At 66.5% G+C, this 14,372-nt stretch carries 12 protein-coding genes; 4 read left to right on the forward strand and 8 right to left on the reverse strand.

What is annotated here, in order from left to right:
- Positions 1-126: 126 nt before the first annotated feature.
- From G0D83_RS14990 to tpiA, 3 genes are all read left to right on the forward strand, one after another.
- Positions 127-1,788: a mechanosensitive ion channel family protein gene (locus tag G0D83_RS14990; protein ID WP_164195422.1), complete on the forward strand. Its 1,662-nt coding sequence runs from the start codon at positions 127-129 to the stop codon at positions 1,786-1,788.
- Positions 1,789-1,854: 66 nt separating this feature from the next.
- The gene (locus G0D83_RS14995; protein WP_108966074.1) at positions 1,855-2,238 is read left to right on the forward strand and encodes an iron-sulfur cluster assembly accessory protein; all 384 of its coding nucleotides are present in this window, start codon (positions 1,855-1,857) and stop codon (positions 2,236-2,238) included.
- Positions 2,239-2,355: 117 nt separating this feature from the next.
- The gene (gene tpiA, locus G0D83_RS15000; protein WP_108966076.1) at positions 2,356-3,096 is read left to right on the forward strand and encodes a triose-phosphate isomerase; all 741 of its coding nucleotides are present in this window, start codon (positions 2,356-2,358) and stop codon (positions 3,094-3,096) included.
- Between the two features lie 165 nt (positions 3,097-3,261).
- Here tpiA and G0D83_RS15005 read toward each other — a convergent pair whose 3' ends face one another.
- From G0D83_RS15005 to G0D83_RS15025, 5 genes are all read right to left on the reverse strand, one after another.
- The gene (locus G0D83_RS15005) at positions 3,262-4,638 is read right to left on the reverse strand and encodes a TRAP transporter large permease (RefSeq protein ID WP_108966078.1); all 1,377 of its coding nucleotides are present in this window, start codon (positions 4,636-4,638) and stop codon (positions 3,262-3,264) included.
- A gap of 5 nt (positions 4,639-4,643) precedes the next feature.
- The gene (locus G0D83_RS15010) at positions 4,644-5,333 is read right to left on the reverse strand and encodes a TRAP transporter small permease (RefSeq protein WP_108966080.1); all 690 of its coding nucleotides are present in this window, start codon (positions 5,331-5,333) and stop codon (positions 4,644-4,646) included.
- A gap of 105 nt (positions 5,334-5,438) precedes the next feature.
- On the reverse strand, positions 5,439-6,443 hold the full coding sequence (locus G0D83_RS15015; protein WP_108966082.1) for a TRAP transporter substrate-binding protein: 1,005 nt from the start codon (positions 6,441-6,443) through the stop codon (positions 5,439-5,441).
- Positions 6,444-6,737: 294 nt separating this feature from the next.
- Positions 6,738-7,961, reverse strand: a complete 1,224-nt coding sequence (locus G0D83_RS15020; protein WP_164195424.1) for a sigma-54 dependent transcriptional regulator — start codon at positions 7,959-7,961, stop codon at positions 6,738-6,740.
- Positions 7,958-9,736: a sensor histidine kinase gene (locus G0D83_RS15025; RefSeq protein WP_164195426.1), complete on the reverse strand. Its 1,779-nt coding sequence runs from the start codon at positions 9,734-9,736 to the stop codon at positions 7,958-7,960. Before G0D83_RS15025 ends, G0D83_RS15020 begins: the two co-directional genes overlap by 4 nt.
- A 78-nt stretch (positions 9,737-9,814) precedes the next feature.
- Here G0D83_RS15025 and G0D83_RS15030 point away from each other — a divergent pair, with 78 nt between their 5' ends.
- Positions 9,815-10,990: a cytochrome P450 gene (locus G0D83_RS15030; protein WP_164195754.1), complete on the forward strand. Its 1,176-nt coding sequence runs from the start codon at positions 9,815-9,817 to the stop codon at positions 10,988-10,990.
- A 76-nt stretch (positions 10,991-11,066) separates the two neighbouring features.
- On the opposite strand, the gene G0D83_RS15035 is transcribed toward G0D83_RS15030, so the two are convergent.
- The 3 genes from G0D83_RS15035 to G0D83_RS15045 are packed head-to-tail and all read right to left on the reverse strand — an operon-like array spanning position 11,067 to position 14,268.
- A complete protein-coding gene (locus G0D83_RS15035) occupies positions 11,067-12,734 on the reverse strand; it encodes a ribonuclease J (protein WP_108966089.1) in 1,668 nt (555 codons plus the stop codon).
- On the reverse strand, positions 12,731-13,513 hold the full coding sequence (locus tag G0D83_RS15040; RefSeq protein ID WP_108966091.1) for a type III pantothenate kinase: 783 nt from the start codon (positions 13,511-13,513) through the stop codon (positions 12,731-12,733). The genes G0D83_RS15035 and G0D83_RS15040 overlap by 4 nt, the downstream gene beginning before the upstream one ends.
- Positions 13,514-13,524: 11 nt before the next feature.
- A complete protein-coding gene (locus G0D83_RS15045; protein WP_164195428.1) occupies positions 13,525-14,268 on the reverse strand; it encodes a biotin--[acetyl-CoA-carboxylase] ligase in 744 nt (247 codons plus the stop codon).
- Between the last annotated feature and the right edge of the window lie 104 nt (positions 14,269-14,372).

Here is a 14,372-nt window from a genome sequence, read left to right on the forward strand (position 1 = left end):
CCGCCGCGGACCAGAAATGCCAAGCGCGCCCCGGTGGCGCGCTTTTTCTTTGGCGCTCTGCCACCTCCGCCGCACGCCGCGCCTGCAGGGGCGGAACCAACGGGGCGCGCTTGCCGTTGATCTGCGATGACCCTGCTCGCCCGCCTCCTTTCGCTTGCGCTGCTGACGCTGCTTCTGGCCCTGCCTGGCCCCGGCCGCGCGCAGCAGGGCGAACTCGACCGCTGGTACGAGGTCGAGATGGTCAACCCCGGCCTCGGCAACGCCCCGCAGAACATCGACAGGTCCACCCCGCGCGCCGCGCTCGAGAGCTTCCTCTTCCGTGCCGATGCCGAGGACTGGGAAGGCGCGGCGCACCTGCTGGACCTTTCGTCCATCGAGCCCGGCGAGCAGGCAGAGCTTGGGCCCGAGCGCGCCCGCCAGTTCGCCACGCTCATGGATCGCAAGATCATGATCGACTGGTACGACCTGCGCGATCGGCCCGACGGCGTCGACGCGCGCACCAAGGATGCCCCCATGGCGGGCGAGCCGCGCCGCTCGCTGCTGCTGTGGTATGTCAAGCTCGGCGACCGCCCGGTGCCGATCCGGATCAACCGCGTTAAGCCCGCAACCGGCGATCCGGTCTGGCTCGTCTCGCGCCAGACGGTGCAGGCGCTGCCGGCGCTGGCCGAGGCCTTCGGCCCCACGGAGCTGGAAATCGCGCTTCCGGCGCCGCTGCGCGAGCGGGCCTTCTGGGGCCTGCGCTGGTGGGAGGTCATCGCGCTGCCGCTGGTGCTGATGGCCACCGGCTTCATCGGCTTGCTGGTGAACAGGCTCATGTCGCGCGGGCTGAACCGCACGCTGCGCGATGCGCCCTACTCGACGCTCGTGGCCCTGCGCGGCCCGACCACGCTGGCCGTCGTCACCCTGACCATGTCCCTGCTCACCCGGCACGTGCTGGTGTTCTCGGGGCGAATCGACACGATTCTCTCGCCGCTGCTCATCCTCGGCTTCGTCTCCACCGTGCTCTGGCTGGTGATCAACGTGGCGGACGTGATTCTCAACCGACTGGTGAAATTCGACGGCGACGAACTGGCCGAGATGGGAGACGGCCAAGAGCAGCGCCGCAATATCGCGACGCGCGTCTCCGCCGCCCGCCGCGCAGTGATCGTCCTTGTGGCGCTGGTGGGCGCTGGCATCGTCATCTCCGAAGCCAGCGTCATGCGCTCGCTGGGCATTTCGCTGCTGGCCTCCGCGGGTACGGCAACGATTATCCTCGCATATGCCGGGCGCAACGTGCTGACCAATATCATGGCCTCGATGCAGATCGCGCTGAACCAATCGGCGCGCATTGGCGACAAGGTGCTGTTCAAGGGCCATCTGTGCTCGGTCGAGCGCATCCATTTCACCTATGTGCAGCTGCGCGTCTGGACCGGGCAGCGACTGGTGGTGCCGGTGGTCGACTTCGTCGCCGAGCCCTTCGAGAACTGGACCATGCAGGAGCACTTCCTTATCCGCGAAGTGGTGCTGCGCCTGTCCCACAGCGCCGACGTCGAGGCGCTGCGCCAGCGCTACGAACAGATTCTCGATGATATGGAAGGGCTCGCCGACCGTCCCGAATCGCGCGGCGTCTACGTCTCCGGTCACGATGTTTTCGGCAAGGAAGTGCTCTTCCTGATCCCCTGCCCCGATCCCAACATCGCCTGGTCGCTCGAATGCGAGGCCCGCGAGCAGCTTCTCGTCGCGGCTCAGGAACTCGACAGCACGGCGCAGCCGATCTTCCCCGACGCGCGTCCCGCAGAGGCAGCCTGACCCTCCGCCCCTTGTTTCCCCGGCCGCAGGGGCTTAAATTCCTGACAAAGCTCATAGGAGACGCGGATGTTCGGCATTCCCGGAAAACAGGCGGTCACCATCACCCCGGCCGCGGTGACGCAAGTGCGCAAGCTCATGGAACGCGACGGGCGCGCGGGCCTGCGGATCGGCGTGAAGAAGGGCGGCTGCGCAGGCATGGAATACACCATGGACTTCGTCGACTCGCCCGAGGCCAATGACGAGGTCGTGGAGCAGGACGGCGCGCGGGTGCTGATCGCGCCGATGGCGCAGATGTTCCTCTTTGGCACCGAGATCGACTACCAGACCTCGCTGCTGGAATCCGGCTTCAAGTTCAACAATCCCAATGTCGCCGACGCTTGCGGCTGCGGCGAGTCGATCAAGTTCAAGGACATCGAGGAACTCGAGGCCGAGCGCCGCGGCTCGGAATAAGCCCGCCGGCACGTCGCCTTGGGCCGTTTCCGCCCTATCTCCTTGATTGCGCAACCAAGCTTGACGCTGCTGGCTGCGCCGCGATGATACGCGCGAACTTCAACGAGAGGAGCGACCATGCGCAGGAAACTTGCCGCCGGCAATTGGAAGATGAACGGGCTGGCCGCCGCATTGGATGAGCTGAAGGCCATGGCGGATGCGGATGGTGGCGAGACCGAGGTGTTGATCTGCCCGCCCGCCACGCTGCTTGCGCAGGCTGCGGCAGGCTCGGGAGACATTGCCATCGGGGGGCAGGACTGCCACGCCAAGGCCTCGGGCGCCCACACCGGCGACATCTCTGCGGACATGCTCAAGGACGCGGGCGCAAGCTACGTGATCCTCGGCCATTCCGAGCGCCGCACCGATCATGGCGAGACCGACGAGGAGGTGCGCAACAAGACCCGCGCCGCCTGGGACGCCGGGCTGACCGCCGTGGTCTGCGTCGGCGAGAGCCTCTCCGAGCGCGAGGCGTCGAACACGCTCGACATCATTGCCGGACAACTCGCGGGCTCGATTCCCGACGGCGCGACCGGCCACAATCTCGTGGTCGCCTACGAGCCGATCTGGGCCATCGGCACCGGCAAGGTGCCCACCACGGACCAGATCGGCGAGGTGCACGACTTCATGCGCGCCCGGCTCGAGAAACGCTTCGGCGAAGGCGTCGGCCGCTCGGTCCGCCTGCTCTACGGCGGCTCGGTGAAGCCGGGCAACGCGGGCGAGATCTTCGCGGTCTCGAACGTCGACGGCGCGCTTGTGGGCGGCGCCAGTCTCAAGGCGGCAGACTTCGTGCCGATCATCGAGGCCCTCGGGAAAGCCTGACCGGCTAGCAATGCGTATTTAGAATGAGAAGAAGCCGGGGGCCCTGCGCAGCCCCCGGCTTCTTTTCTTTGCAAATACGCCCGCGGGAGGTGGTCCTGCCCCAAAAGAACGTGCGGCGCCCGATAAGGGGCGCCGCGCTCTTTTCCAGGCCCCTTCCGGCAGGGCTCAGTTGGTGATGATCTCGGGACCCATGAAGGTGGTCGGCAGCCAGGTCGACAGCCAGGGGATATAGGTCACCATGATCAGGAAGACGAAGAGCACCGCGAGGAAGGGCAGCGCCGCCTTGACCACGCGCATCATCGACATGCCCGCTACGCCAGAAGTGACGAAGAGGTTCAGGCCGACCGGCGGGGTGATCATGCCGATTTCCATGTTGACCACCATGATGATGCCGAGGTGGATCGGGTCGATCCCGAGCTCGATGGCGATCGGGAAGACCAGCGGCGCGACGATCACGATGAGACCCGAGGGTTCCATGAACTGGCCGCCGATGAGCAGGATCACGTTGACGATCACCAGGAACATGATCGGCCCGAAGCCGGCGTCGAGCATCATCCCGGCGATGCGCTGCGGGATCTGCTCGTCGGTCAGCACGTGCTTGAGGATCAGCGCGTTGGCGATGATGAACATCAGCGTGATCGTCAGCTTGCCGGCCTCGAACAGCGTGTCCCGGGTGTCGCGGTGGAAGAAGGCGGTGACCAGCGCGATCGGCTTGCGGAGCAGCGACAGGTTCGGCGCGCCGTCCTTGCCTGCGAGCGGACCCATGTCACGGTAGACGAAGTTGGCGATGAAGAAGGCATAGACTGCCGCCACTGCCGCCGCCTCGGTCGGAGTGAAGATGCCGCCGTAGATGCCGCCCAGGATGATAACGATGAGGAAAAGCCCCCACATCGCGTCGCGGCCCGAGCGGATCACTTCACCCCAGCCGTGCCAGTCGCCCTTGGGCAGGCCGCGCACGCGGGCGATGGCGTAGATGGTGATCATCAGCATGGTGCCCGCGAGCAGGCCCGGGATGACCCCCGCGAGGAACATCCGGCCGACCGAGACGTCCGTGGCCGAGGCGTAGACCACCATCACGATCGACGGCGGGATGAGGATGCCGAGCGTGCCCGCGTTGGCGATGACGCCGGCCGCGAAATCCTTGGAATAGCCCACCTGCCGCATGCCGGCGATGACGATCGAGCCGATCGCGACCACGGTCGCCGGGGACGAGCCCGAGAGCGCGGCAAAGAGCATGCAGGCAAAGACGCCGGCGATGGCGAGACCGCCATGGAAGTGGCCCACCAGCGAGATCGAGAAACGGATGATCCGCCGCGCCACGCCGCCCGTCGACATGAAGGACGAGGCGAGGATGAAGAAGGGAATGGCGAGCAGCGTGTAGTGCCCCGCCATCGCCTGAAACATCGATTGCGCCACCGAGGCCAGCGAGGTGTCCGACAGGACCAGCAGGAAGATGATCGACGACAGGCCCAGCGAGACCGCGATCGGTAGGCCGATGAGCATCAGACCGATGATGCAGAAGAAAAGGAGAAAGACTTCCATCGGACTCAGTCCTCGCGGTTCAGGTGGGCGACGTCATCGACGGCGTCTTCGGCTTCGTGGCTGACAATCAGGCTGTCTTTCTGGCCGGTCCAGATGCGGACGCCGGCCTGGATGAAGCGGAAGAGCAGCAGCGCCATGCCGAAGGGCAGGATGAAATAGGGGATGAAGCGTGGCAGCTTCTCGTAGTGCTCGCCCTCGTTGATCCAGGGCTCGATGAAGCGCAGCCAGTCGGGCATCGGGATGTCGACGACCTCGTACCAAGACCGGTAGGAGGTGCGCTTCATCTCCTCGAAGCCGGTGGGGAACCAGCGCCCGGTGGTCTGCGGCAGGTTGGCGAAGTTGGCCCAGTAGTCCCAGGCGCCCTTCATCAGCAGGAAGGCATAGAAGATGCAGAGGACGGCCGCGATCAGTGCCAGCACCCGGCGCGCGGCGGGCGGCAGGAGGCCGGTGATCGCGTCGACCCCGAGATGCGCGGTGACCTTCACCGCGTAGCTCACCCCGAAGAGCACCAGCCATGCAAAGAGGAAGGTCACCGCCTCGAGGCCCCAGATCACGCCGGTGTTGAACCCGTAGCGCAGGACGACGTTGACGAAGGTGAGGAGCGTCATCAGCCCGAGGATCACGGCGATTGCCGTTTCCTCGAGCTCGTTGACGAAGCGGCCGAGTGCAGAGCCGCCGTGCATGGTATTGGACATCTAGTCCCCCGCTATGCCGTATGGGTTGCCCCAAGGTGAAAATTCGGGTGTGAAAAGGCCCGGCCCCGCGCTGCGCAGGACCGGGCCGAAGCCATCCGCGCCGGATCAGAACTGCGCGTTGAATTCCTGCGCGGCGGCGATGTTGTCGGCGCCGACCTCGCTCTCGAAGCGCTCCCAGACCGGCTTCATCGCGTCGACCCAGGCCTGACGCTGCTCGGGCGTCAGTTCGCGGATCACGCCGCCGGCGTCGAGGATCGCCTGACGGTTGTCGGCATCGACCTCGGCGATCGCGGCGTTGCGGCTGGAGGTCACCTCGTCAAGGATCTGGCCCATCTGCATGCGCACGTCCTCGGGCAGGCTCTCCCACCAGTCAACCGAGGTGACGACCATGTAGTCGAGCACGCCGTGGTTGGTTTCGGTGGTGCCGTCCTGCACCTCGAAGAACTTCTGGCCGTAGATGTTGGACCAGGTGTTTTCCTGGCCGTCGACCACGCCGGTCTGCAGAGCGCCGTAGACTTCCGAGAAGGCCATCGGCTGCGGCGAGGCGCCGAGCTGCTCCATGTTCGCCTTCAGCACCTCGGAGGGCTGCACGCGGAACTTCAGGCCCTTTGCATCTTCCGGCGAGATCAACGGCTTGTTGGCCGAGAACTGGGTCAGGCCATTGTGCCAGAAGCCAAGGCCGAGCAGGCCACGGCGCACCATGGACTCCTTCATGTCCTGGCCGACGTCCGAGGTCTGGAACGCGTCCACGGCTTCCATGTTCTTGAACATGAACGGCAGGTCGAAGATGCGGAACACCTTGGTGAACTGCTCGAATTTCGACAGCGAGGGCGCAGCCATCTGCACGTCGCCGTTCAGCATTGCCTCGAGCACCTGGTCATCGTTGTAGAGCGTCGAGTTCGGGAAGACCTCGACACAGGCCTTGCCGTCCATCTCCTCGTTCACGCGGTCGGCGAAGAGCTGCGCCGCGATACCCTTGGGGTGCTTGTCGGTGTTGGTGACGTGGCTGAACTTCACCACGATCTCGCCATCGTCGCAGGCGGCGGTTGCGGCCTGGGTGCCGGACACGAGTGCGGACACCGCGGCAGCGGTCATCAGGAACTTTTTCATGAAATCCTCCCGGAACTTCTGTTTGTCGAAGCACCGACCGCGACCTCCTACCGTCACGATCGATCTGAATATCAAGAGATACTCTGGTGAATTTTGTCGCAACGTTTTTGGGAGGATTTCGTGATGATAGATTTTTCTATTTAATTATATATATTTAAGTATCACCTTTCGGAGGCCAATTGTTCGGCACGCATGATCTTGTGCGAGATCCCGCACGCTGATTGCGTATGACTGTGCGAGAATCCGCACAGTTCTCACCTCGCCCGAAAATGCGGCAGGGGGCGGAATCGCCGCTCAGCGATAGTCTTCTGCGCGAATGCCGTATTTCGCCAGCTTGTCGTAGAAGGTCTTGCGCGGCAGCTTCAGGGCCTGCGCGGCCGCACTGGCCTGCCCGCCGGTGCGCTTCAGCGCCTCGACCAGCAACGAGCGTTCGACCTGCGCCATGCGTTCGGTCAACCCCAGCCCCTCGCCCATGTCCTCGCTCTCGCCGAGCCCGAGCGCGAAGCGCATCGCCGCCGACATGAGCGAGCGGGTGTTGCCCGGCCAGTCCCGCGCGATGAGCGCCGAGATCACCTCCTCGGTGATCTCCGGCGGCTCGAGACCGGCCTGCTCGGCGGCCTGCGCCACGTAGTGGCGGAAGAGCACCGGGATGTCCTCGGGCCGCTCGCCGAGCGCCGGGATGTGGATCTGCATGACCTCGAGCCGGTAGAAGAGCTCGGCGGAAAACGCGCTGCTCTCCACCTCCTTGCCCAAATCGCGCACCGTGCCGGCGATCAGCCGGGGCCCTCCTTCCTCCAGCAGATCGACCAGCGCCAGTTGGCTGTCCTTCGGCAGCTGGCAGATCTCGTCGAGGAACACCGTGCCCGCCGCGCAGCCGCGCCAGAATTCGCCGAGCGCTGCGCGGTCCAGACCGGCCGCCGATCGCTTCTCGAAGGGGCCCTTGGAGCGGTTCGAGCAGAGGTGCACAACCTCGGCAACCTTCGAAAGGCCCGACCCCGGTGCCCCGGTGATCAGAACGTCGGTTCCGGCCCGCGCCGCCACACGGCAGCGCGCCCGCAGCCCGTCCGCCTTGCGCGAGATGCCGAAGAGCATCCTTGCGGCGGCGTCGCCGGTCTCCAGCTCGGCCTTCAGGCGGCGGTTCTCCAGCACCAGCGCGCGGGTGCGCAGCGCGCGCTCGACCACGGCGGTCAGATCGCCCGGCGCGCAGGGCTTTTCGAGAAAGTCAAAGGCCCCTGCCGCCATCGCCCGCACCGCCATGGGGATGTCGCCCTCGCCGGTCAGCAGGATCACCGGCAGCTCGGGGTCCTTGCGGTGCGCGTAGTCAAGCAGGTGGAAGCCGTCACGGCCGGGCATGCGAATGTCGGAAACGATCACCCCCTCGAAGGCGGGCTCGATCAGCTCCTTGCACTCGACAAAGCTGCCCGCGGTCACCGCGTCGAGGTCGGCCAGCTCCAGCGTCTGGCCAAGCGCCTCGCGCACCGCCGCATCGTCGTCCACGAGAAGCACCCGCCGGGTCATGCGCGTTTCTCCATCTGCGTGATCTCCATGCCTGCCTGACGCAGATCCAGCGTGAACTGCGCCCCGCCGCCGGGCAAATTCTCGCCCCGCAGCTTGCCACCGAAGCCCTCGACGATCCCGTAAGAGATGGACAGGCCAAGCCCCATCCCCTCTTCCGGGCCGACCTCCTTGGTCGAGTAGAACGGGTCGAAGATGCGGTCGGGCTCGCGGATGCCCGAGCCGGTGTCGCGGACCGTCAGCCGCACCATGCCCGCGGCGTCCTCATGATTGATGCGCAGGGTGAGGCGCCGGACGTCCTGCCCTTGCATCGCATCGAGCGCGTTCGAAATGAGGTTCACCACCACCTGGCTCAACCGCACCTCGCCGCCCATGACGATGGCCGGCCGGTCCGGACGCTGCCAGTCGACCGTGGCGCCGGTGGTCTCGATCCGGCGTTGCATCAGCTCGAGCGCCTGCTCGACCACCGCCGCAAGACCGACGCGATGCGCGGGCCCCGGCTCGGCCTTGGCGAAGGCCCGCAGGTTCTTGATGATCCGCCCCATGCGCCCCGCCATATCGCTGATCCGCCCGAGGTTCTCTGCCGCCCGCTCGGGCTTGCCGCGCTCGAGGAAGGCGGCCCCGTTCTCGGCAAAAGAGCGGATCGCCATCAGCGGCTGGTTCAGCTCGTGGCTGATCCCCGCGCTCATCTTGCCAAGCGCCGTCAGCTTCGAGGCCTGCACCAGTTCGGCCTGCGCGCGCTTCAGCGCGGCCTCGGCCTCCTGCCGCTCGACCACCTCGCGGCGCAGCGCGAGGTTGGCCTCTTCGAGATCGCGGGTGCGCGTGGTGACCCGTTCTTCCAGGTCGAGGTTGATCGCCGCCAGCGCCCGCCGCCGCTCGAGCGCGAACCACAGCAGCGCGACGAAAAAGAGCACCCCCGCCGCCACTGCCTGCGCCTGCAGCAGCGCGTAGCGCCGCGCCGGGCGCACGTCGATCAGCAGCACGGCGGTCATGCCGATCACCGGCAGGTCGACAACGCGGCGCAGCGCGCGGGCGGGGATGTAGGGCGACCAATTTTGCGACAGGATCGTGTAGTCCCCAAGTTCCGTCGTCTCGGTCTCGCGCCGCTGCCCCGAGGGCGAGACCAAGGCCCCATCCCCCTCGCGTCGCCAGCCCAGCAATTCGGTCCGGTTGGTGACGAAGACCGTGCCGCTCTCGTCGAGGAAGAAGACGGCGGGCAACGAGCCGCGCCAGTCGCGCTCGAGCACCGCCGCATCGACCACCACCACCAACGCGCCGCGCACCTCGCCCGAAGGCGCGAAGTTCGGCGCGGCGAAGAAGAAGGCGCGGTCCACGTCGCCCGGCCCCTCGCCGTGGGCGATGCCAAGCGCACCGGTCAGGGCGCGGCGAAAATAGGCGCTGCGCGCCACGTCCCTAGGGACCATGTCACCCGAACTGGCCAGCACCTCGCCCGAGCCCGCGACGTAGAAGGCACTGACTGCGCCGGTCCGGTCGGCGGCGGTGAGCAGCATCTCGTCCGCCGGGGCGCGGGGCCCGCCGTCGAGCAGCGCCTCCAGCGCCGGGTGGCGGGTGGTGAGCACGGCAAACTCGCGGAACCGCTGCAGCTGGCTGACGAGGCGGTCCGACGCGAGGTCGAGGTCGCTCTGCCCGCGCGCGGCGAGCGGCCCAAGCGCCTGCAGGTAGCCATAGTGCCACACGCTGCCCGACAGCGCGGCCACGAAGGCGAGCGTCAGCGCCAGCCAGAGGGCGCGGCTCCGGGTCAGAAGGTCCCAGCTCATGACCCCTCATAGCAAGACCGCTCTTGCCAAGAAAGCGCGGGCGTGTCCTAGGGTTGCGCCATGACCACGATGAGACCCATGCAACGCTTTTCCATATCCCCGACCGATCCCGCCTTCGTGCAGGATCCCTACCCGTTTTACGACGAAATGCGCGCCGCCGGCGATCTTGCCTTCTGGGAGGACTACGCCCTGCCCTGCGCCGTGTCGCAGCGTGCCGTCTCGACGCTGCTGAAGGACCGCCGCTTCGGCCGCGAGGTCCCGCCAGAAATCGCCCCCGAGATCCCGGCCCACCAGGCGCCCTTCTACGCGGTCGAGGCGCACTCCATGCTCGAGCTCGAGCCGCCGCGCCACACGCGGCTGCGCGGGCTGGTGCTGCGCGCTTTCACCTCGCGCCGGATCGCCGCACTCGGACCGGAGATCGCCACCTTGGCGCACCGGCTCATCGACGAGATGCGCGAGCACGGCGAGATCGACCTGCTGCCCGCCTTCTGCCAGCCGATCCCGGTGATCGTCATCGCGCGGCTGCTTGGCGTGCCCGAGGCGATGGCGCCGCAACTGCTGCGCTGGTCGGCGGACATGGTCGGCATGTACCAGGCGCGCCGGGACAAGGCGATGGAGGTCGCGGCGGCGACGGCGGCCACCGACTTCTCGGACTTCCTGCGCGGCTACGTCGATGAGCGCCGCACGAGTCCCGGTGACGACCTGCTGTCGCACCTGATTGCGGCCGAGGAAGGCGGCGAGAAACTCTCGACCGACGAGCTGATCACCACCTGCATCCTGCTGCTCAACGCCGGGCACGAGGCGACGGTGCACACCATGGGCAACGGCATCAAGGCGCTGCTGGAACAGGGCGTGACGATCACCGAGGACAACGCCGCGCCGGTGGTCGAGGAGGTGCTGCGCTACGACCCGCCGCTGCACATGTTCACCCGCTACGCCTACGAGCAGGTCGAGGCCTTTGGCCATACCTTCCAGCGTGGCGAGCAAGTGGCGCTCATGCTGGGCGCGGCGAACCGAGACCCGGCGGTCTGGGCGGAGCCCGCGCGCTTCGATCCAGCGCGCCCGGTCGTGACCAACACCAGCTTCGGCGGCGGGATGCACTTCTGCGTCGGCGCGCCTCTGGCCCGGCTCGAACTGGTGACGGCCCTCCCGATCCTTTTCGAGCGGCTTGCCGGGATGCAACTGGCCGGAACGCCGAGATACGCCGACCTCTATCATTTCCACGGCCTCGAGGCGCTGAAGATCACGCGCTAATTCGCCAGGCTTACTGATCGCAAAAGAAAAGGCGCGCCGCTCTCGCGGCGCGCCTTCGTTATTCCTCCCGAAAGCCTCAGGACAGGCGGCTGATCACCACTGTCACCTCGGGTTTCTTGCCGATCTCGTTGACCGAGGAGTTGCGCACGATGCGGCGCATGCCTTCCTCGAGCTTGTCGTCGTCGCCGAGGGTCTTCTCGCCGGCGCGGCCAAGGAACTGGCTGAGGTCTTCTTCCAGGATATCCACCAGCGGCGCGTTCGAACGGCCGATCTCCGGCAGGCCCATCAGCTCGCACCAGGGCTCGCCAAGCGGCTCGTCGTCCTCGTCGAGGATCACCGTCACCACCACGTGCCCGTTCAGCGCCATGCGGATACGATCGCGCACGATGCCGTCGAGCGCCCCGATCTGCACCGAACCGTCGAGGTAGGTGCGGCCGGTCTCGACATAGCCTGCCACCGTGGGCTGGTTGCCCGACAGGTCGACCATGGTGCCGTTGATCGCCAGAACCCCGGCGCGGCCACGTCCCTCGGCCAATTTCATGTGCTCGCGCAGGTGGCGGTGCTCGCCGTGCATGGGCACGACGATCTGCGGGTTCACGATGTCCTGCATGCGCTCGAGGTCAGGGCGGTTGGCGTGGCCCGAAACGTGGTACTTGCCGCCGTCATCGTCGACGATGTCCACGCCCTTCTCAGAGAGCGAGTTCATGATGTGGATCACGCCCTTCTCGTTGCCCGGAATGGTCTTCGAGGAGAAGAGGAAGAGATCGCCTTCCTTGAGCTCGATGCCATTGTACTTGCCGCGCGCCAGCTGCGCCGAGGCCGCCCGGCGTTCGCCCTGCGAGCCGGTGACGATCAGCATGACGTTCTCGCGCGGGATCTGCGTTGCGTCCTCGGGCGAGATCACCTTCGGGAAGGAGGTCACCACCCCGGTCTCGATCGCTGCCTCGACCATCCGGCGCATCGCGCGGCCGAGCAGGCAGATCGAGCGCCCGGCGCGCTCGCCGGCCTCGGCCAGTGTCTTCACCCGCGCCACGTTCGAGGCGAAGGTGGTGGCAACGACCATCTGCGGCGCGCTGGCCACCAGCGTCTCGATCTCGGGGCCGACGGTGATCTCGCTGCGGCCGGGGTGCTGCGAGAAGACGTTGGTCGAATCGCAGATCAGCGCCTTGACGCCATCTTTCGACACTTCGGCCCAGAGCTCGGGATCGAAGGCCTCGCCGACCACCGGGTTCGCGTCGAGCTTGAAGTCGCCGGTGTGGATCAGCCGCCCGCCGGGGGTGTCGATGACCAGCCCCGAGCTTTCCGGGATCGAGTGCGAGATCGGCAGGAAGCCGACGGTGAAGGGACCGGCCTTCACCGTTTCCGGCCAGCGCGACACGGTGGTCACCGTCTCGGGCGAATGGCCGTATTCCGCGAGCTTGCCGCGCGCGAGGTTGGCGGTGAAGGCACGCGCGTAGACCGGCACGCCAAGGTCTTCGAAGCAATGGCCGATGGCGCCGACGTGGTCCTCGTGGGCGTGGGTGATGAACACGGCCTCCAGCCGCTCGCGGTTTTCCTTCAGCCAGCTGATGTCGGCAAAGATGATGTCGACGCCGGGCGTCGTGTCCATGTCGGGAAAGGCAACGCCGATGTCGACGAGGATAAGGCGTTCCTCGCCCGGCTTGCCGTAGCCGTAGACATAGGCGTTCATGCCGATCTCGCCGGCACCCCCGAGGGGGAGATAGATAATGCGTTCGCTGCTCATGAGCTTTGGCTCCTGCCAAGATTGTATGCGTGGATGACGGTGAGACCATGCATGGTCAAATCCTCCCGCCAGTCGTCGAAGAGGTCTTCGGATTGCTGGAAGAGCGGTGCCAGCCCACCGGTTGAGATGACGCGCATCGGCCGGTCACGTTCGGCCTTGATGCGCGCGCAAATTTCACGGACGAGGCCGACATAGCCCCAGAAAACGCCTGACTGCATGCAGGCGACGGTGTTTGTTCCGACCACGCGCTGTGGCTTGGTGATGTCCACATGCGGCAGCGCGGCGGCAGCCTGGTGCAGCGCTTCGAGGCTGAGGTTGACGCCCGGTGCGATCACCCCGCCCTCGTAGGCGCCGTCCTGCGCCACCACGTCGAAGGTTGTCGCGGTGCCGAAATCGACAACGATGATATCGCCGCCGTAAAGATCATAGCCCGCCACCGTGTTGACCAGACGGTCCGGGCCCACGTTTGTGCCGAGATCCACCCGCACGTCCACGGGAAGCGCGCATTCGGGCTTGCCTACCACCATGGCGCGGGTGTTGAAATAGCGATCCGCCAGCACACGCAGGTTGAACACCACGCGCGGCACGGTCGAGGAAACGATCACATCGGTGATCTCGGCCTCGATCTTCTGGAAGGCCATGAGCGTCGAGAGCCAGACGTAATACTGGTCGGCGGTGCGCTGGTGCTCGGTCGAGGTGCGCCAGGTCGCAAGGAAGCGCGCCCCGTCCCAGATTGAGAACACGGTGTTGGTATTGCCGCAGTCGATGGCCAGAAGCATGGGCCGCCCCCTCAGAAAAACACGTCTGCCGCGGCAATCGCCTGCCGCGCGCTGGCTGTCCTTAGGACAAGATTGCCGGCATCGTCCACCGTTTCGAACGTTCCGGTAAATTCGTGGCGCCCGGTGCGCGCGGTGATCACCGAGCCGAGCCGCGCGGCGCGCGAGAGCCAGGCCTCGCGAATACCGGCAAAGCCGAGCGCCATGAACCGCGCCTCTTCGCGCGCGTAAGCGGCGGCAAGCACGGTCAGGAATTCTTCTGGCGTCACCCGCACACCGGCCTCGGACATCAGAGAGACCGGGCGCAGCGCACCGGGCTCGACCTCGCCAACGTCCGGCGCCGCGGCGAGGTTCACCCCCATGCCGATGGCCAGCCAGTCGCGCCCCGCGTGACGCCCGAGGCTTTCCAGCAGGATGCCCGCCACCTTGCCGCCATTGACCAGCACGTCGTTGGGCCATTTCAGCGCCAGCATGTCGGCCCTGCCGGTCACTGCGACAAAGGCCTCGTGCAGCGCCAGGGAAGCGACGAAGCTGCGCAGGGCAACCACCTGCGGCGGCTCGGCGACCGGCAGCACCAGCGTTCCGGCGAAGTTCCCGGCAGGCATGGTCCAAGGCCGGCCTCGGCGCCCGCGCCCGGCGACCTGGTTCAGCCCGAGGATCCACTCGGGGCCGGTCAGGCCGGGCACGATCCGCGCCGCCTCGGCATTGGTGCTGTCCACTTCCGCCAGCACGCGCCGGCCATAGCCGTCAGGCCACATGCGCCTGCCCTTTCATCCGTTTCCATCCGTGCCCACAGTGAGAAATCAGCGCATAGGCGAAAACAAAGTGACGCGCCAGAGGCGCGCCACTCGGTGTTCTCGTG

The organism is Salipiger sp. PrR003 (assembly GCF_010500785.1).
GTDB lineage: Bacteria > Pseudomonadota > Alphaproteobacteria > Rhodobacterales > Rhodobacteraceae > Salipiger > Salipiger pacificus_A.

Excerpts from the sequence above, each read along its gene's own strand:
- tpiA (WP_108966076.1), top strand. The coding sequence starts at position 2,356 with ATGCGCAGGAAACTTGCCGCCGGCAATTGGAAGATGAACGGGCTGGCC.
- G0D83_RS15015 (WP_108966082.1), bottom strand. The coding sequence starts at position 6,443 with ATGAAAAAGTTCCTGATGACCGCTGCCGCGGTGTCCGCACTCGTGTCC.
- G0D83_RS15030 (WP_164195754.1), top strand. The coding sequence starts at position 9,815 with ATGCAACGCTTTTCCATATCCCCGACCGATCCCGCCTTCGTGCAGGAT.
- G0D83_RS15010 (WP_108966080.1), bottom strand. The coding sequence starts at position 5,333 with ATGTCCAATACCATGCACGGCGGCTCTGCACTCGGCCGCTTCGTCAAC.
- G0D83_RS15040 (WP_108966091.1), bottom strand. The coding sequence starts at position 13,513 with ATGCTTCTGGCCATCGACTGCGGCAATACCAACACCGTGTTCTCAATC.
- G0D83_RS14995 (WP_108966074.1), top strand. The coding sequence starts at position 1,855 with ATGTTCGGCATTCCCGGAAAACAGGCGGTCACCATCACCCCGGCCGCG.
- G0D83_RS15045 (WP_164195428.1), bottom strand. The coding sequence starts at position 14,268 with ATGTGGCCTGACGGCTATGGCCGGCGCGTGCTGGCGGAAGTGGACAGC.
- G0D83_RS15035 (WP_108966089.1), bottom strand. The coding sequence starts at position 12,734 with ATGAGCAGCGAACGCATTATCTATCTCCCCCTCGGGGGTGCCGGCGAG.
- G0D83_RS15005 (WP_108966078.1), bottom strand. The coding sequence starts at position 4,638 with ATGGAAGTCTTTCTCCTTTTCTTCTGCATCATCGGTCTGATGCTCATC.
- G0D83_RS15020 (WP_164195424.1), bottom strand. The coding sequence starts at position 7,961 with ATGACCCGGCGGGTGCTTCTCGTGGACGACGATGCGGCGGTGCGCGAG.
- G0D83_RS14990 (WP_164195422.1), top strand. The coding sequence starts at position 127 with ATGACCCTGCTCGCCCGCCTCCTTTCGCTTGCGCTGCTGACGCTGCTT.
- G0D83_RS15025 (WP_164195426.1), bottom strand. The coding sequence starts at position 9,736 with ATGAGCTGGGACCTTCTGACCCGGAGCCGCGCCCTCTGGCTGGCGCTG.